General features: G+C 66.5%; 19 protein-coding genes and 1 pseudogene. 6 read left to right on the top strand and 14 right to left on the bottom strand.

What is annotated here, in order from left to right:
- The 8 genes from acpS to folK all read right to left on the bottom strand — a co-directional run.
- On the bottom strand, nt 1-336 hold a 336-nt coding region (gene acpS, locus RT123_RS12475), incomplete at its 3' end, for a holo-ACP synthase (RefSeq protein ID WP_313009442.1).
- Nucleotides 333-1,073 (bottom strand): pyridoxine 5'-phosphate synthase, encoded by a 741-nt coding sequence (locus RT123_RS12470; RefSeq protein WP_313009441.1) that lies wholly within the window; start codon nt 1,071-1,073, stop codon nt 333-335. The genes acpS and RT123_RS12470, both read right to left, overlap by 4 nt.
- A 4-nt stretch (nt 1,074-1,077) precedes the next feature.
- Nucleotides 1,078-1,662, bottom strand: coding sequence for an orotate phosphoribosyltransferase (gene pyrE, locus RT123_RS12465; protein ID WP_313009440.1), 585 nt, complete (start codon nt 1,660-1,662; stop codon nt 1,078-1,080).
- A 50-nt stretch (nt 1,663-1,712) separates the two neighbouring features.
- A complete protein-coding gene (locus tag RT123_RS12460; protein WP_313009439.1) occupies nt 1,713-2,471 on the bottom strand; it encodes a TIGR00730 family Rossman fold protein in 759 nt (252 codons plus the stop codon).
- Entirely contained in the window at nt 2,468-4,627 is a 2,160-nt protein-coding gene (locus tag RT123_RS12455; protein WP_082503589.1) for a RelA/SpoT family protein, read from the bottom strand. Before RT123_RS12455 ends, RT123_RS12460 begins: the two co-directional genes overlap by 4 nt.
- Nucleotides 4,628-4,761: 134 nt before the next feature.
- A complete protein-coding gene (gene rpoZ, locus RT123_RS12450; RefSeq protein WP_017504892.1) occupies nt 4,762-5,121 on the bottom strand; it encodes a DNA-directed RNA polymerase subunit omega in 360 nt (119 codons plus the stop codon).
- 84 nt (nt 5,122-5,205) lie between these two features.
- Complete coding sequence (locus RT123_RS12445) at nt 5,206-5,643, bottom strand: cupin domain-containing protein (protein ID WP_313009437.1); 438 nt, start codon at nt 5,641-5,643, stop codon at nt 5,206-5,208.
- Between the two features lie 46 nt (nt 5,644-5,689).
- A complete protein-coding gene (gene folK / locus RT123_RS12440) occupies nt 5,690-6,259 on the bottom strand; it encodes a 2-amino-4-hydroxy-6-hydroxymethyldihydropteridine diphosphokinase (protein WP_313009436.1) in 570 nt (189 codons plus the stop codon).
- Here folK and RT123_RS12435 point away from each other — a divergent pair.
- Nucleotides 6,258-6,794, top strand: coding sequence for an NYN domain-containing protein (locus RT123_RS12435; RefSeq protein WP_313009435.1), 537 nt, complete (start codon nt 6,258-6,260; stop codon nt 6,792-6,794). The two genes, folK and RT123_RS12435, sit on opposite strands and share 2 nt — an antisense overlap.
- Nucleotides 6,791-7,429 carry a uracil-DNA glycosylase gene (locus tag RT123_RS12430; RefSeq protein WP_313009434.1) on the top strand — a complete coding sequence of 213 codons (639 nt, stop codon included), beginning with the start codon at nt 6,791-6,793 and terminating at the stop codon, nt 7,427-7,429. The genes RT123_RS12435 and RT123_RS12430 overlap by 4 nt, the downstream gene beginning before the upstream one ends.
- Before the next feature lie 3 nt (nt 7,430-7,432).
- Here RT123_RS12430 and smpB read toward each other — a convergent pair whose 3' ends face one another.
- Nucleotides 7,433-7,906, bottom strand: a complete 474-nt coding sequence (smpB, locus tag RT123_RS12425) for an SsrA-binding protein SmpB (protein WP_055809902.1) — start codon at nt 7,904-7,906, stop codon at nt 7,433-7,435.
- Nucleotides 7,906-8,790: a 4-hydroxy-tetrahydrodipicolinate synthase gene (dapA, locus tag RT123_RS12420; protein WP_313009433.1), complete on the bottom strand. Its 885-nt coding sequence runs from the start codon at nt 8,788-8,790 to the stop codon at nt 7,906-7,908. The genes smpB and dapA overlap by 1 nt, the downstream gene beginning before the upstream one ends.
- A gap of 125 nt (nt 8,791-8,915) precedes the next feature.
- On the opposite strand from dapA, the gene RT123_RS12415 reads away from it, so the two are divergent.
- Entirely contained in the window at nt 8,916-10,976 is a 2,061-nt protein-coding gene (locus RT123_RS12415) for a lytic transglycosylase domain-containing protein (RefSeq protein WP_313009432.1), read from the top strand.
- Here the strand turns inward: RT123_RS12415 and RT123_RS12410 are convergent.
- From RT123_RS12410 to RT123_RS12395, 4 genes are read right to left on the bottom strand one after another with little or no spacing between them, the layout of a single operon-like run.
- Nucleotides 10,970-11,725, bottom strand: coding sequence for an ABC transporter ATP-binding protein (locus tag RT123_RS12410; protein WP_313009431.1), 756 nt, complete (start codon nt 11,723-11,725; stop codon nt 10,970-10,972). The genes RT123_RS12415 and RT123_RS12410 overlap by 7 nt on opposite strands.
- Nucleotides 11,722-12,711, bottom strand: coding sequence for an iron ABC transporter permease (locus tag RT123_RS12405; RefSeq protein ID WP_313009429.1), 990 nt, complete (start codon nt 12,709-12,711; stop codon nt 11,722-11,724). The genes RT123_RS12410 and RT123_RS12405 overlap by 4 nt, the downstream gene beginning before the upstream one ends.
- The gene (locus RT123_RS12400; protein WP_313009428.1) at nt 12,708-13,508 is read right to left on the bottom strand and encodes an ABC transporter substrate-binding protein; all 801 of its coding nucleotides are present in this window, start codon (nt 13,506-13,508) and stop codon (nt 12,708-12,710) included. Before RT123_RS12400 ends, RT123_RS12405 begins: the two co-directional genes overlap by 4 nt.
- Entirely contained in the window at nt 13,505-14,134 is a 630-nt protein-coding gene (locus tag RT123_RS12395) for a TetR/AcrR family transcriptional regulator (protein WP_313009427.1), read from the bottom strand. The genes RT123_RS12400 and RT123_RS12395 overlap by 4 nt, the downstream gene beginning before the upstream one ends.
- Nucleotides 14,135-14,338: 204 nt before the next feature.
- On the opposite strand from RT123_RS12395, the gene RT123_RS12390 reads away from it, so the two are divergent.
- The 3 genes and pseudogenes from RT123_RS12390 to RT123_RS12380 all read left to right on the top strand — a co-directional run.
- Entirely contained in the window at nt 14,339-15,655 is a 1,317-nt protein-coding gene (locus RT123_RS12390) for a glycosyltransferase family 2 protein (RefSeq protein ID WP_313009426.1), read from the top strand.
- Nucleotides 15,656-15,673: 18 nt separating this feature from the next.
- Entirely contained in the window at nt 15,674-16,585 is a 912-nt protein-coding gene (locus RT123_RS12385) for a class I SAM-dependent methyltransferase (RefSeq protein ID WP_313009425.1), read from the top strand.
- Nucleotides 16,582-17,355 (top strand): annotated as a pseudogene (locus RT123_RS12380) (TrmH family RNA methyltransferase); the annotation flags it as partial. The gene RT123_RS12385 and the pseudogene RT123_RS12380, both read left to right, overlap by 4 nt.

Below are 17,355 nucleotides of genomic sequence, written 5' to 3'. Positions count from 1 at the left end.
CAGGTGGATTTTCGCCTCGTGTCCGGGCGGCGTCAGACGCGCCAGATGCTCGGCTGCGTGGCCGGTGAGCGCCATCGTCGGCTGGCCCGAACGCAGGTTCACCACCCCCATGTCGCGCCAATAGACATCGGCCCGCATCCCGGTGCCCAAAGCCTTGGCGCAGGCCTCCTTGGCGGCGAACCGTTTGGCATAGCTCCAGGCCGGGTCCGGCTTCCGATCCGATCGGGCGCGTTCCAGTTCAGTGAAGCAGCGGGTCTTGAAGCGATCCCCGAACCGATCAAGAGACGCCTGGATACGTCGGATGTCAGACAAATCTGCGCCGACGCCGATGATCATTTGGCTGCATCCATCGCCGCTCGCATCCGGCGGATCGCCCCGTCCAGGCCGATGAAGATCGAGTCGCCGATCAGGAAATGGCCGATGTTCAGCTCGCGAATTTCGGGAATCGCCAGCATGCGCGGGGCCGTGTCGTAATCCAGACCGTGACCTGCATGGACCTCAAGCCCCAAGATGTCGGCCTGGTGGGCGGCGGCGGCCAGGCGTTCGAACTCGACCTCTCGCTCTGCCGGATCGGTCAGGTGGCAGTAGCGGCCGGTGTGGAACTCGACCACCTTGGCGCCGACGGCGGCGGCGGCCTCGACCTGCGCTTCGGACGGTTCGATGAACAGAGACACCCGGATGCCGGCGTCCGCCAGCGCCTTGACCACGGGCGCAATCCGTCCTTCGTGACCGGCGACAGCCAAACCGCCTTCAGTCGTGACCTCCTCGCGCCGCTCGGGCACCAGACAGGCGGCGTGGGGCCGGTGGCGCAAAGCGATGGCCAGCATCTCGTCCGTCACCGCCATTTCCAGATTCAGCGGCTTGCCAGCGCGGGAGCAAAGAGCGCTAAGCACGTCGATATCGGCGTCGGTGATGTGGCGGCGATCTTCGCGCAGGTGAGCGGTGATTCCGTCAGCCCCGGCAGCCAGCGCCGCCTCGGCCGCGCGCGCCGGATCGGGATGCGTCCCTCCCCGCGCATTTCGCACCGTGGCGACGTGGTCGATGTTGACGCCCAGCCTGACCCGTTCGCGCATGGCTCTACTTCGACAATCTGCGGCTGCCGGGATCTTCCACCGGAAGCGCGGCCAATTCAGGCGGAAGAGCGTCGGCTGGATAAGCGGGCACGTCCAGCGACGCCAAGGCGACCAGCGGCACGCCCACATCCGCCTTGCCGCCCGAGCGATCGACGATACAGGCGGCGGCGATCACCTCGCCCCCGGCGGCTTGGATGGCGGCGATGCATTCGCGCGACGACAGCCCGGTCGTGACGATGTCCTCGACCATGACGACCTTCTCGCCCGGCTCGACCGAGAAGCCGCGACGCAGTTTGAACGTACCGCCTTCGCGTTCGACGTACATTGAACGGACCTTCAGGTGTTTGGCGGTCTCGTACCCGGGGATGATGCCGCCTACGGCCGGCGAGATGGCGACATCGACCGGGCCAACCGCGGCCGTGATCTTGTCCGCCAGCGCCTTGCACAGCCGCTCGCATCGCGCGCCGTCCATGAAGACCAGATTTTTCTGCAGAAAGACCGGGCTGTGCAGACCCGACGACAGGACGAAATGGCCTTCGCGCAGGGCGCCGGCGTCGCGAAACTCGTTAAGGACGTCTTCAGTGTTCATGACAGGGTTCTAGACCCGGATCGCGCGCGGATGAACCCTGCGGCGACGCTTCATTCGATGTTTTCGTTCGGCCGAAGCCCGCGCGCGAGCAGTTCAGCCCAGACGCCCTCCGCGTCCTCGGCGAAACCGATCAGCTCCAGGTCGGACGCGGCGATCATTCCATGCTCGACCAAGGCGTCGAAACCGATGACCGAGGTCCAGTACGCCTTGTCCACCAGAACGACCGGAACCGGCGGCGCCTTCTTTGTCTGTCGCAACGTCAGCATCTCGAACATCTCGTCGAAGGTGCCGAAGCCGCCGGGAAACACCACCAGCGCATTGGCGCGCATCGCCAGATGCATCTTCCGCATCGCGAAATAGTGGAAGCGGAACGTCAGCTCCGGCGTCGAATAGGCGTTCGGCTCCTGCTCATGCGGCAGGGTGATGTTGAAGCCCACGGACGGCGCGCCCGCGTCCACGGCCCCGCGATTGGCGGCTTCCATGATGCCGGGCCCGCCGCCGGTGGCGATGACATTGTCGCGGGGCTCGCCGACGCGTCCTCGCAAGGCCCCGCCCCGCTCGGACGCCAGTCGACCAAAGGCGCGCGCCTCGTCATACCAACGATGCCCTTCGTGGATGCGCGCGCTGCCGAAAACGACGATGGTCGAGCGCACGCCCCAGGCCCTCAACGCCTCCTCGGGCTTGGCGTATTCCATCAAGAACCGCACGCCCCGCATCGAATCGCCCAGCAGGAAGTCCTGATCCATCGCCGCCATGCGATAGGACGGCGAGGCCATCTGCGCCGCGTTCGGTTTTACCGGGTCACTCATTCGCCCCGCGCGCGCTCGACGGAGTCGACCGACGGATTGGCCCTCAGCGCCGCGATGATCATGGTCGCATGCTTGGCGTCTTCGACCTCGACGTCCACGTCCACGTCGAAGAAGTCCTGCTGACGATGCGCCATCGACAGGTTGATGATGTTGCCGCCGGCCTCGCCGATCAGGGTCGTGACCTGACCCAGCACGCCTGGCGCATTTCGGATCGTCGCGCGAATACGGGCGGCGGCGACCGCGTCCGTCTCGGCCTGAGGCGTCCATTGCAGGTCATGCCAGACCGAGTCGTCATCGGCGAAGGCGGCCAGGGTCTGGCAATCAATGGTGTGGACGGTCAGGCCGGATTCGGGCTCCAGAATGCCGACGATCCGGTCGCCCGGAACGGGCGTGCAGCATTGGCCGAAATGAACCGACACGCCCGGCGTCAGCCCCCCGCCGCGCACGAACAGCCGCGCCTTCTCGCCCTCGATGCGCTGCTTCTCGGGCCCAGCCTTCAACCGCCCCTTCAGCGCGGGGAACAGGATTTCGGCCGCCGTCGTCGGCGACAACCGTCCGCGTCCCAGGCCTTCGAACAGATCGTCGTCGCTCGCGACCGCCAGCAGTTCCAGAACCGGCTTCAACGACACGTCGGTCAGGGTCTTGTCGACCCGGCCCAGGGTTTGATCCAGCGCGACGCGACCCAGCTTGATGAATTCCTCGCGCTCGGAGGTGCGGATATGGCGGCGAATGGCGGAGCGCGCGCGGCCCGTGACCGTCAGACTGCGCCAGTCGGCGGGCACTTCGCGCTTGGAGCCCCGAATGATCTCGACCACGTCGCCGTTCTGGAGCGGCGTGCGCATGGGCTTCAACTCGCCATTGACCTTGACCCCGACGGCGGTGTCGCCGACCTCGGTGTGGACGGCATAGGCGAAATCCAGCGGCATTCCCCCGCGTGGCAGGGTGACCAGTTGGCCCTTCGGCGTGAAGACGAAGACCTGGTCCAGATACATTTCCAGCTTGGCGTGCTCGACCCAGTCCTCGCCGCCCTCGCCATGCTCGATCACCTGAACCAGGTGGCGCAGGTTCTGGAGCGGGTCACGCCCGCCGCCCTGTTCCATCGCCTCGCGGTCAAAGCCGTAGGAATGGTTCTTGTAGCGCCAGTGGGCGGCGACCCCGTCCTCGGCGATCCGGTCCATGTCCTCGGTGCGGATCTGCATCTCGATCCGCAGCCCCCGGGGGCCGACGACGGTCGTGTGCAGCGAGCGATAGTTATTAGACTTGGGCGTCGAGATGAAATCCTTGAACCGCTCGGGCACCATCGGCCATTCGCGGTGGATCACGCCCAGCGCCCGATAGCAGTCGTCCTCCGCCTCGACGATCACGCGGAAGCCGTAGATGTCGGACAAAGACGAAAAACCGACCGACTTGCGCTGAAGTTTGCGCCAGATCGAATAGGGCGTCTTCTGTCGGCCATAGACATTGGCCTTCAGACCCGCCTCGGACAGGACCCGCTCGACCTCGCTCGCCACCCCGTCGATGGCGCGACCATGCTCCAGCTTCAACGCCTCCAGCCGCCGCTCGATGGCGGTCTTGGCCGTTGGGTTCAGATGGGTGAAGGCCAGTTCTTCCAGCTCGGACGCGATCGAGTGGATGCCGATGGACCGTCCCAGGGGCGCATAGACTTCCAGCGTTTCGCGGCTGATCCGCTCGCGCTTCTCCGGCTTCACGAACTGGAGCGTGCGCATATTGTGCAGACGGTCGGCCAGCTTGACCAAAAGCACCCGCACGTCACGACTGATGGCCAGGATGAACTTGCGCAGGTTCTCGGCCTGGCGCGTGTGTTCGGCCTGAAGCTCCAGCCGCGACAGCTTGGTCACGCCCTCGACCAGGACCGCGACCTCTTCACCGAACATGCCGGCGATGTCGTCGCGCGTCGCCGAAGTGTCCTCGACCACGTCATGCAACAGGGCGGTGACGATGGTGGCGGTGTCGAGCTTGTAGTCGGTCAGTATGCCCGCGACCTGAATCGGGTGGGCGAAATAGGGATCGCCCGAGGCTCGCAACTGCGAACCGTGCATCTTCATCGCATAGACGTAGGCGCGGTTCAGAAGCGCTTCGTCGGCGGTAGGGTCGTAGGCCTTGACGGCCTCGATCAGCTCGAACTGGCGCAGGATCGGCGCACGCTTGGGGTGCGGCGCCGGATCGACGAGCGCCGTCTGAGGGTCGTTTTTGTTTGCAGCTTGAGGCGCCGGCGGAACCGTTTCGGTCCGCGCCGGCAGGATAGTGACGCCAGGGGCTCCCTCGGGCGTCAGTACCGCTCCTCCTGACCGCCGTCGCGGTCGCTTTGCAGGGCGCGGATCAGTTCCGCCTCGGCCATGTTCATGTGCTGCGGCGAGGCCAGCAGAGCGACCGTTTCGGCCTCATCCTCGGCTTCCGTCCGCTCATCGACGCGTTGCAGCGTGGTGATGATGGTCTCGCGCAGTTCGTCCGGCACGACAGTGTCGTCGGCGATTTCGCGCAGGGCGACGACGGGGTTCTTGTCGTTGTCGCGGTCGATCGTCAGGGCGGCGCCGTTGGCGATGCTGCGGGCGCGGTGGCCAGCCATCAGCACCAGACCAAAGCGGTTCGGAACCTTCTCGATGCAGTCTTCGACGGTGACGCGGGCCATGAAATTCCTCGAACGCGGGGGAGAACCGCGTCAAATACAGATGAGGACGGCTTTTTGCAACGCCACAGGGGCGGAAGTTGGGCGTCAGTCGGTCCGACGCGCCAACGGGTAGGCGATGATCAGCACCAGATCGTCCTCGCCCACCTGCTGAATGCCGACATTGCCGCCATCGTAAAGATAGGCTGTGTCGCCGGCCTTCATCCGGGTCGTCACGCCGTCCGTGGTGACATCTCCCTCCCCGCTGACGACATGATAGACCTCGTCGTGCGCGATGACGTGCAGGCCGATAGACGATCCTGGGTGCATGACGCGCTTTCTGAACTCCATTGATCGGTTCGGCGCCATGCCTGAAATTCGATAGGCTGTGCTCATTCCCGTGCCGTTGTGCGGCGGCGGCTGGCGCACCATCGTGTCAGCCTCATGAATCACCAGCCCCACGCCCATCGGCGGTGCAGCTGGTTCAGGGTGCCGTTCCTGAACTGACGTTGACAGAAGCACGGCGGCGAAGGCGAGGCTGAGCATAACATGTCTCCCGGTGTCAGTACCGGATCAGCTCACGAACAGCTGCCTACTTCAATGGGTGCGCATCGCGACCGACCGACGCGGCCTGGCCTAGATTTTCGGCGCTCGCGCGCTTTGTAGGATGCATCCAGTTCGGCGCGATTTCAGCGACGGGTCCCATCACAAACCGCCGCTCGGCCGCGCGGGGATGGGGCAGGATCAATCCCTGCAGATCACCGCTCAATCGTCCGTAGGCGATCAGGTCCAGATCCAGCGTCCGCGGCGCATTGCGAACCGACCGCTCGCGGCCGAACGCGTCCTCGATCCGGCCGAGCGCCGCCATCAAGGCATGGGGATCGTGTTCTGTGTGGACGATGACCACGCCATTCAGAAAGGCTGGATCGTGCGGATCGGGCCAGGCCAGCGACGACCACCAAGACGAGCGTGCGACGACATCAATCCCTTCGCTGCGGAAACGCGCGAGCGCCGCCTCCAGCGCTTCGGTGCAGGACGACCATGCCCCCTTGTCATTGCAGCCCAGGGCCACGATGACTGCGTCATTCAGGTCGAACCCGTCATCGATTCCGACGGCGACCGCGCGATCCGATTTTTCATCTCTTTCGACGGCTTCGACCATGTTTCATTCCACCGACCGGCTGGCGATCTTCATCGACGGCTCGAACCTCTACTCCGCCGCCCGCGCCCTGCAGCACGACATGGACTTCCGGCGGATGCTGGACTGGTTCCGCGAGAGGTCCATCCTGACCCGCGCATACTACTATACGGCCGTGGTCGAGGGCGAAGAATTCTCGCCGGTGAAGCCGCTGGTCGACTGGCTCGACTACAACGGCTTCTCGGTCGTCACCAAGCCGGTCAAGCGGTTCACGGACAATAGCGGCCACAGCCGGATCAAGGGCAATATGGACATCGAGATCGCGGTGGACATGCTGGAGCTGGCGCGGCACATCGACCATGCGGTGCTGTTCTCCGGCGATGGCGACTTCCGGCGGGTGGTTCAGGCGATCCAGGCCAGAGGCGTGCGGGTCACCGTCATCTCGACCCAGAAGACCCAGCCGCCGCATATCGCCGACGAATTGCGTCGTCAGGCCGACGCCTTCCTGGACCTGAACGATCTGATGGCCGACTTCGGCCGCCCGAAGGCCGCCCAATGACCCTGACGCCCGAACCGCCCCGCGACTGCCCGCTGTGCCCGCGCCTGGTCGCCTATCGTCAGGAGAATGCGCGTCAGAATCCAGACTGGTGGAACGGGCCGGCCGCCTCGTTCGGCGATCCGAACGCGCGTCTGCTGATCGCCGGCCTCGCGCCCGGCCGTACCGGCGCCAACCGGACGGGACGTCCCTTCACCGGCGATCACGCCGGCTGGCTGCTGTACGATACGCTGATGAAGGCCGGCTTTGCACAGGGTCGTTACGATCCTAACGGCGACGATGACCTAACGCTGACGGACTGCATGATCACCAATGCGGTCCGGTGCGCACCGCCCGGGAACAAGCCTCTGCCGATCGAGGAAACGACCTGCCGTCCCTTCCTGATCGACCGGCTCAAACGGCTGCCGAATCTGAAGGTGATCGTGACCCTGGGCGACGTCTCGCGCCGCAATATCCTGAAAGCCTTCGGGCGGCCTGCGTCAGCGATGCCGGCGGGCCACGGGGCGCAGGGCGAAGCCGGCGGCTACGTCATTCTGAACAGCTATCACTGCTCCCGGTTGAACACGAACACCGGTCGCCTGACGCCGCAGATGTTCGAGGACATCTTCGCGCGCGCCCGAACCCTGATCGAGGCCTGAACCTCACCCCTTGTCACGCATCAGGCGGGCCTTATCGCGCTGCCAGTCGCGTTCGGCAGAAGCCTCGCGCTTGTCGTGCAGCTTCTTGCCCTTGGCCAGCGCGATCTCCAGCTTCGCCTTGCCCGCATCGTTCAGGTAGAGCTTCAGCGGAATGATGGTCTGACCGTCGCGCTGGACCGCCCCCATCAGCTTGTCGATCTGCTTTCTGTGCAGCAGCAGCTTACGCGGTCGGCGCGGCTCGTGGTTGAAGCGGTTTGCCTGTTTGTACGGCGGGATATCGGCGTTGATCAGCACGATCTCGCGCCCCTCCACCGCCGCATAGCTTTCGGCGATATTGGCCCGGCCGTCGCGCAGCGCCTTGATCTCGGTGCCCAGCAGCTGGATCCCGGCCTCGATATTGTCTTCCAGGAAATAGTCGAACCGCGCGCGTCGGTTTTCGGCGATGACCTTGGACTTCGATTGCGGCTTGGGCGCCATCAGATGACGCCCGCCGCCGCCATGGCGCGGTCGATAAAGGGTTTGACCGCATCGGAGGTCGGCGACAGCGGCAGGCGCGCCTCCTCGTTGCATAAGCCGAGCTTGGCCAGGGCGTATTTCGTCGGCGCGGGCGAGTTGTCCAGGAACAGCGCCTTGCACAAACTAATCAGTCGGTCCTGCCAGTCGCGTGCTGTCGCATAATCTCCGGCAGTCATCGCATTGTGCAAGGCGACCATGGCCTCCGGCGCGACATTGGACGCCACCGAGATTAGGCCGACGCCGCCATGGGCGTGGTAGCCGAGATAGCTGGGGTCGTCGCCCGAGATGAGGTCGAACTGGCCATCGATGTTCGCTCGCATCCAGCTGACGCGGCTCATGTCGCCCGTGGCGTCCTTGATGCCGACGATGTTGGGGTGGGCCGCCAGCCGCACCACCGTCTCATTGGACAGATCGGACCCCGTCCGGCCCGGCACATTGTACAGCAGGATCGGCAACTGCACGGCGTCGGCCACCGCTTCGAAATGCGCCGCCATGCCCGCCTGGGACGGGCGAATGTAATAGGGCGTGACGATCAAAGCCCCATCCGCGCCCACCGTCTTGGCGTGGCGGGTCAGGTCGATGGCTTCCTTGGTATAGGGCGATCCGGTGCCCGCAATGACGGCGACGCGCCCGGCCGTCAGACGCACGCACAGCTCGATGACGTGCTTGTGCTCATCCAGATCCATGCTGGCGCCCTCGCCCGTCGTGCCCATCGGGACGACGCCGTGAACCCCTGCGGCGATCTGACGCTCGAGCAGTTTGGCGAATGCGGCTTCGTCCACGTTTCCGTCACGAAGTGGTGTGATCAGGGCGGTGATCACGCCCTTGAACAAGGGGGCGTTCATGAGACTAAGCTGGCCTGCGTGGGGAGTGACGATGGACGGATGTTCATCGCCTTTGCAATGAGCGCGGGACGTTAGGTCGCCAGCGGCTCCGCCGCAACCGGGATTGAATGGGAACAGGACAGATCATGATCGCGACCAGTCTGGCGGCGGCCCTCGCCGTCCTTGCGCCGAACCCGCAGGACGTCCTGCCCACCCAGCCTGTGCCCTATGCCTCGGCGTCCTCGTCCGTGCCCGGCTATTCGGCGACCTATCAGGGCCGCGTGCTGAGCGATCAGGACACGGCGCTGTTTCGTCAGGGGCTGGCGGCGGTTCGTGCGCGCGATGTGTTCGGCGCCCAGTCCGCCATGTCGCAGATCAGGGACGCCTCGGCTCGCAAACTGGTCGAATGGGCGCTGATCGACACCTCGGGAGAGCAACTGTCCTACTCGGACCTCTCGCGCGGTCAGGCGGATCTGGCGGGATGGCCGCGCGGCGAATCGCGACGCGCCGCCGCCGAAAAGGTGCTGGACCGCTCCGGCATGGGCGCGGACGCGGCCCTGGCCCTGATGTCTGACGGCAAGCCGACGACGGTCGAGGGGGCCATCGCCTACGCCTCCGCGCTGCAGCAACGCGGCCGCCAGGATGAGGCCCGCGCCCTCGTCCGCGACTGGTGGCGCACCCGCTCGTTCGACGACGCGCCGCAGTCGCGTATCCTCAGCCAATGGGGCTCCTGGTTGACCCCCGCCGATCACGAGGCGCGGCTGAATATGCTGCTGCTAGGTCCACACGGACCGGCGACGCGCAGCATGATCAATCTGGTTTCGCCTGATCGCGCTGCCATCGCCAACACGGTGATGACCCTTCGCTCGGCCTACAGCCCCGACGCCGTCATCGCCAATCTGACGCCGGCCCAGGCGGCCGATCCGGCGGTCGTGCTGGAGCGCGTGCGCCTGCTGCGTTCGCAAAATCGCCAGTCCGAAGGCTTTGCGCTGCTGGCCAATCTTCCGCCGGCGCCAGGCCATACTACCGGCGACAACACCCTGTGGAGCGAGCGCCGCAACTACTTCCTCGACGCCCTGCAACAGGGCAACTGGCGCGCGGCATATGACGCCATGAACGGTCACGGCTTCAGCTCGGGTGACCGGATGGTGGACGCCGAGTTTTTCGCCGGTTGGGTCGCCCTGACCAAGCTGAACCAGCCCGAAGTCGCCGCCCGCCATTTCGAAGCCCTGCGCACGGCCTCATCCACGCCGATCACTCAGGGCCGCGCCTTCTACTGGTTGGGTCGCGCCGCCGAGGCGCGCGGCGAACGCGACGCCGCCCTCGCCTACTATCGTAACGGCGCCCAGCACTGGCAGACCTTCTATGGGCAGTTGGCGGCCGAGAAGGCGGGCATGACCACGCTCCAGCTGCCCGGCGAACCTGTGCCGTCCCAAGCAGATATCGCCCGCTTCGAAGGCAATGAGGTCGTCCGCGCTACGCGGATTCTGGGCGAGACCGGCGAAATGAGCCTGCTGCGCGTCTTCGCCTATCAGCTGGACAACGACCTGCCGACCATCAACGACCTGGCCCTGCTGATGGACCTGTCGCGCGGCTATGGCGAGGGCTTCACCGCCATGATGGTGGGGCGCGCCGCCAGCCAGCGGGGCTTCGTCATGCCCGAGCGGATGTATCCGGTCCGCGTGCCGCCCCAGGTCGCCGGCGCCGCCCCGCTGGAGTTCACCCAGGCGATCACGCGCCAGGAATCCAGCTTCGATCCCCGCGCCCGCTCCGGGGCCGACGCGCGCGGCATGATGCAGTTCCTGCCGTCCACCGCCTCGGGCGTCGCCCGCCGTCTGGGCATGAGCTATTCCGCCGAGCAGTTGTGGGATCCCGACTACAACATGACCTTGGGCAGCTATCACCTCGGCGAGCTGATGGCCGCGAACAACGGCTCCATGCTCCTGGCGACGGTTGGCTACAACGCCGGGCCGGCGCGTCCCAGCCAGTGGATCGCCCGGTGCGGCGACCCGCGCGGCGATGCGATCAAGACCATCGACTTCATCGAGTGCGCGCCTTTCACAGAGACGCGCAACTATATGATGCGGGTGATGGAAAACATGGCGGTCTACAAAGCCCGCCTGAACGGCGGCACGGCGCCGCTGACGCCCTCGGCCGACATCTCGCGCGGATCGGCGGCCGGCGCGCGGCCCTATATCGCCTACTGAGCCCGGCGGGCCGCCAGCAGCGGCCCGTTCGGCCCCTCGATCCACTCGCCGTCCAGCCCGAATACCTCGCGCAGGACGGGGGGCGACAGCGCCTGGATCGGTGGGGCGTCGGCGACCACCCGTCCCCGATCCAGCACAACGATGCGATCCGCCACGGTTGCAGCCAAGGTCAGGTCGTGAAGACTGACCAGCACCCCTGCCGCGTCGCCAGCGCGCGCTCTCAGGCGCTCCAGCACCAAACGCTGCGCATCCGGGTCCAGCCCCGCGATGGGCTCGTCGGCCAGCAGCAGCGGCGCATCGACGACAAGGGCGCGCGCCAGCAGAACCCGCGCACGCTCCCCGCCTGACATCTCCGCCACGCCGCGGTCCGCCAGGTGTCCGGCGCCGACCTCGTCCAGAGCGGCTCGCGCTCGCGCCAACGCATCCGCGCCTGACAGAAACGGCGCGCCGAGCGCCGCCACCTCAACCGCCGGCAGGTTCCAGGCGATGCGCCGTTCCTGCGGCAGATAGGCGACGCGTTCCGCACGCTGGCGATGGGACAGATCGACGATGTCCGCGCCGCCCAGTCTGAGTTGGCCACCGGTCGTCGCCAGCAGGCCCACAGCGGCACGGATGGCGCTGCTCTTGCCCGCGCCGTTTGGTCCGCACAGGGCCACGACCTCGCCCGCCGCGACCGACAGGCTCACCCCATCCAGCACGACCGCTTTGCCTAGCCGCGCCTGAACCGTCTCCAGCGACAGCAAGCTCACAGCCGCCACTCCCGCGCCGCCCGCCAGGCGATCAGGGCGAACAGGGGCGCGCCGATCAGGGCGGTGAACACGCCCAGCTTCAGTTCCTGATCCGTCGGCGTCAGTCGCGCCAACAGGTCCGCGACGATCAGCATCAGCCCGCCCGCCAGCGCCGAGGGCGCCAAGATTCGCTTGGCATCGCCGCGCACCGCCGCGCGCACCAGATGCGGCGCCGCCAGGCCCACGAACCCGATGACGCCCGCCACCGCCACGGCCGCCCCTGTTGCCAAGGCCGCCGCGACAAGGGCGAAGACCCTTAACCGCCCCATATTCAATCCGGACGCCGCCGCCCCCTCGTCGCCCAGGGTCAGCATACGCAGACCGGCGCCCGACAGGGCAGCGAAGACGCCCGCGACGATGACAGCCGGCGTCACCCAGGCCACATCGACCCAACTTCGGTTCTGTACCGATCCCAGGAGCCAGGACATGACCTCGGCCGAGGCGATGGGCGACGGTGACAGGTTGAAGATCAAAGCCGTCGCCGCGCCAGCGAAACTGGACAGGGCCACGCCGAACAGGATCAGGGCCTCAGGGGCCCGCATGGCCCTGGACGCCGCGATCAGCAGTCCGCCCGCCAGCGCCGCGCCCGCCAAGGCCGAAATCTCCACCAGTCCGTGTACAGCCGCAGCGCCGAGCACGATCGCCAGCGCCGCGCCCAGGGCCGCCGTCGCCGACACCCCCAGCACGCCAGGATCAGCCAGCGGATTACGCAACAGCCCCTGCATCACCGCCCCTGCCAAACCCAGGGCCGCGCCGACGACCAGGGCGCAGACCGCGCGTGGCGCCCGCACCTGCCACAGGACCTCGGCCGGACCGGATGTCGGATCGCTGAAGGCCGCCGCATACTGATCGACGCTGAACGCCGTCTCGCCGGCCAGCACCGCCAGGGCCAGTGCCGCGACGATCAAGCCGATCAGAACCAGGCACAGCCGAACCGTTCTGTTCACGGCCGCCCCTTGGCCATCATCTCAACCGCATCGGCGGCGAACCAGGCCGGGCAGGTCAAGGTCGCAGCGGGCAGGCGCGCCGCCGTTCGGCCCTCGGCCGCTCGCGCGACAACCGGATGCCGCCCCGGTCCGCGCAGGTCGGCGCGCAGCTGATCGAAGAAGCCGAGCACAAATCGCACCGGAGGATTCATCGCGATTCGCTCGACGCTGAGTGCGCCAAACCCGGGCGCGGCCGACAGATTTAAAAATCCGGCCGCCCGCATCATTGCATCGATCAGCGTGCCTGGCCCCGCGGTGAAGCCCCCCGAGGTCAGATAGACTGCCCCCGGCGTCTCAGCCACAGGTTTCACCGGCGCCGCCTTCGCCAGCTTAGCGTCCATCTGTCGCTCTAACGCCTGTCCGCGCTCGGCATGTCCCAGATCCCGCGCCACAGTCCGGATATTCCGTCGTACGCCCTCCAGATCAACCGCATCATCGATTGTGACCACCTTGGCGCCGCGCTGCGTCAGCGCGGACAGCAGGCGCGGCTCGCCGCCCCAGTAGCGCACCACGACGTCAGGCTGAAAACCCACGGCGGCCTCGAGCGTCGGACGCAAACGCTTGTGACCGACCGCCTGCTGACGCAGCCAGGCGTCAGGATCGTCGGCGCGCGGCGACAGCGCGATGTCTGCATCCGGCGCTAGAGCCAGCACATATTGGTCAGCGCATTGATCCAGCGCCATGATCCGTAAGGGCCGCGCCTCAGCCACGCTGCTGCTGAACGCCAGAGCCGCCAAGGCGACGCAGATTCGCTTCATCCTTCGATCAGACCGGCGAATAGGGCGTCCAAAGTCGTGCGAACCAGCGCCTGCCGATCAGACCACGGGAAGTAGGGCTTTGTGATCATGAGAGACACGATCCCATGCGCCGCAGCCCAGATCGCCTGGGCGATCGTGACGGGATCGCCTTTCATGCGTCCGGCCGTCACGGCGTCGCCGACGGTCGCTTCCAATGTCGTGAACAGGCTGGAGCCGAGCTCGCGCGCCGCGTCCTGAGCGCCGTCTCGCGCCTCCACCGGTCGCGTCAGATAGATCAGGCGATAGGCGTTGGGATGGGCGAAACCGAAGTCGATATAGCCCTCGATCATCCGCCGCAGCCGCTGCTCGGGCGGCGCGGCCTCATCGGCGACGGCGGCGTTTGATGCGATAAGTCGCGCAAAGGCGTCGCGGCAGATTTCCTGCAGGATCGCGCCCTTGTCCGGGAAATGCATGTAGAGCGCGGTCGACGACAACCCGACCTCGTCCGCGATCTTGCGAATCGTCGCGCCTTCATAGCCGTGCTCGACGAAGATGCGCTCGGCCGCGGCCAGGATTTCGCCCCTACGCGAATGGCCTTCGCCCTTGGGCTTTCGGGTCGTGCGCGAGGCGTTCGAAAGTTCAGACAAGCCGCTGCTCCGGGTGAGGCGCCCTGAATAGCGACAATCCGTCCCGGACGCCAACCGACTTGCAGAACATGGTTGTTTCAAATAGCGATTAGGGGTTGTGGCGCTTTGGGGGCGGATGCGGTGAAGGATTGGGCGCATCCAGGGATCAGGTCCCGCCGAAACGGCGCCTCACGACGCATGCCTAGCGGTTTTCAGATCACCACCTTGATCCTGCTTATCCTAACGTGCGTCGTCGCGCTGATCCGCTGGCCTGCCGCCGCGATCGACGTCGGCTTAGTTCTGTTTCAGGCCGCATTCGTGGTCTGCGCTTTGTGGAAGGCCGTCATCGGCGTCGCCAGCCTGCGACGCTTCGCGCCCGTTCCTCGCCCGATCGAATGGCCGCGCTACACCATTCTGGCGGCGCTTTACGATGAGGCGGCGGTGACGCCGCAATTGATCGCCAACCTCAGCCGGATCGACTATCCGGCGCATAAGTTGGAGGCCTTCATCGTGCTGGAGGCGCATGACGAGGCCACCCTGGCCGCAGCCCAGGCGACGCCCAAACCGCCTTGGCTGAAATTCCTGATCGCCCCGCCGGGCAGCCCTCAGACCAAGCCGCGCGCCTTGAACTACGCCCTCGGCCACGCGACAGGCGATCTGGTCACCATCTATGACGCAGAGGACCGACCGCATCCGCAACAGCTCCGCCAGGCGGCGGCGCGTTTCGTCGCCCAGCCCCGGCTGGGTTGTCTTCAGGCGCCGCTTCGCATCCGAGGATCCGGCAAGCCTGGCTCCTGGTTTCTGGATCGGCAGTTCGCCTTTGAGTATGCGGCCCTGTTCGAAGTGACCTTGCCGGGCATGGCGCGGCTGGGCCTGCCCTTCCCGCTGGGCGGCACCAGCAATCATATCCGCATGACCGCGCTGCGTGGCGCCGGCGGCTGGGACGCGCACAATGTCACCGAGGACGCGGACCTGGGCTTTCGGCTGTGGTCGATGGGCTGGAAGCTCGGCGTCATCGACAGTCCGACGTGGGAGACGCCGCCGGGCGCGATGGACCGGTGGCTGCCCCAGCGCACCCGGTGGCTGAAGGGTTATATGCAGACCTGGGGTGTGCATACGCGGCGTCCCAACGCCCTGGGCCGGCGCGGAAGCTTGTCGCTGGTCATGACCTTGGGCGCGGCGATCCTGTCGGCGGCCGCCCATGCCCCGACGCTGGCCTGGCTCGTTCTAGCCATCGCCGTCTGGGTCCTGTCCGGCACCCTGCCGCCCCTGCCTAGTGGCTCGCTGGGGGTGCTGGCGCTAGGCGTCATCGCTGCCTGGATGAGCTGTGCGGTTGGAGCACGACGCGCCGGGCTCGATTATAGACTGGGCGATGTGCTGGTTGCGCCAGCCTATTGGGCGTTGCTCAGCCTCGCCTTCGTCCATGCGGCCTGGCGGCTGGCGGTCGAACCGCACGTCTGGGACAAGACCCCGCACGATCGCGACGATCAGATGCCGGAATTGACTGTCGTGGCGCTGGACGCTGGACGCGAGGCGGCCTGAGCGCCTATCAGCCCGACGATGGCGCCCGTCCTTTCCAAAAATCCCGAAACCCTCGTGACCTCCGGCTGGTCCGACTATGCCCTGCTGGACAGCGGCGACGGCAAGAAGCTGGAGCGCTACGGCCGCTACACCGTCGTTCGGCCCGAGCCGCAGTGTTTCTGGTCACCCCGCGATGCGAAAGCCTTCGAAAACGCGACAGCGACGTTCGATCCGCAGCAGGAAGAGGAAGACAGCGGTCGCTGGCGGTTCGACAAGCACGGCCCCATCGACGCCTTCCCTTTGAGATGGCGCGATGTGAAGTTCACCGGCCGCTTCACCCCCTTCCGCCACCTCGCCTTCTTCCCTGAACAGGCGGCCAACTGGGAATGGCTGGACGGACGGGTGCGGGACTTCACACGTTCAGCCGGCCGCGCGCCGAAGATCCTGAACCTGTTCGGCTATACCGGCGTCGCCAGTCTGGCCGCGGCCGCCGCAGGCGCCGAAGTCACCCACGTCGACGCGTCCAAGAAGTCGGTCGCCTATGCCCGCGAGAACGCCGAGCAGTCGGGCCTGGCCCAGCATCCGATCCGGTGGATTGTCGAGGACGCCCGCAAATATGTCGCGCGCGAAGTTCGTCGCGGCTCAAAATACGATGGCGTCATTCTGGATCCGCCCAAATACGGGCGCGGCCCCACGGGGGAAATCTGGCGCCTGTTTGAGGACATGCCGGGTCTGCTCAAGGACTGCGCCGCCTTGCTGGCGGACGATGCCGACTTCCTGCTGCTGAACGCCTATGCAGCCCGTGTGTCCGGCCTGTCCCTGGCACATCTGATGGTCGAGGCGACCCAGGATCGCGGCGGCCGGATCGACTGGGGCGAACTGGCCCTGTCCGAAGACGGCCCGGACGCCCGCGCAATCGGCTTGTCCTTCTTCGCGCGGTGGAGCCAATGACCGAACGCGTCATCACCTCCCTGACCAACGACACGGTCAAGGGCGTCCGCGCCCTGCATATGCGCAAGGAACGCGACCTGACCGGCACCTTCCTGGCCGAAGGGCTGAAGTTCATCGGCGAGGCGTTGGATCAGGGGCGCGCGCCCCGGATGCTGCTGGTCGGCGAGGACGCCCGCCCTCATCCGTTGCTGGACCGCGCCAAGGCCGCCACGCTCAAGGCCGGCGGCGACATCATCGTCGTCACCCACGCCATCCTCGAAAAGATCAGCCGCCGCGACAATCCGCAGACGGTCTTGGGCGTGTTCGAACAGGCGTATGCGGCTCTCGACAGCCTGAACCCCGCCTCGGCTGCCTGCTGGGTCGCGCTGGAGCAGGTGCGCGATCCCGGCAATCTGGGCACCATCATCCGCACGGCGGACGCGGCCGGTTGCGGAGGGGTCATCCTGATCGGCGACTGCGTCGATCCCTATTAGGTCGAGGCTGTGCGCGCGACCATGGGCTCGGTCTTCGCCGTCTCAATCACCAAGACGACGCAGGAGGCCTTCCTCGCTTGGCGAAAGAGTTGGCCCGGCAGCGTCGTCGGCACCCGACTGGACGCCAGGGTCAGTCACCGCTCAGCCGTCATGCAACAGCCGTCGCTTATCCTGATGGGCAATGAACAGGCCGGCCTGACCGACGACCTGGCCGCCGCCTGCGACGTCAACGTCAAGATTCCGATGCGCGGCCGGGCCGACAGCCTGAATCTGGCCATCGCCACCGGCATCATGGTC

The sequence above is a fragment of the Brevundimonas vesicularis genome (assembly GCF_032067225.1).
Taxonomy (GTDB): Bacteria; Pseudomonadota; Alphaproteobacteria; order Caulobacterales; family Caulobacteraceae; genus Brevundimonas; species Brevundimonas vesicularis_F.
The sequence above is the reverse complement of the archived record's forward strand: the minus strand, read 5'-3'. Positions and strand labels throughout refer to the sequence as shown.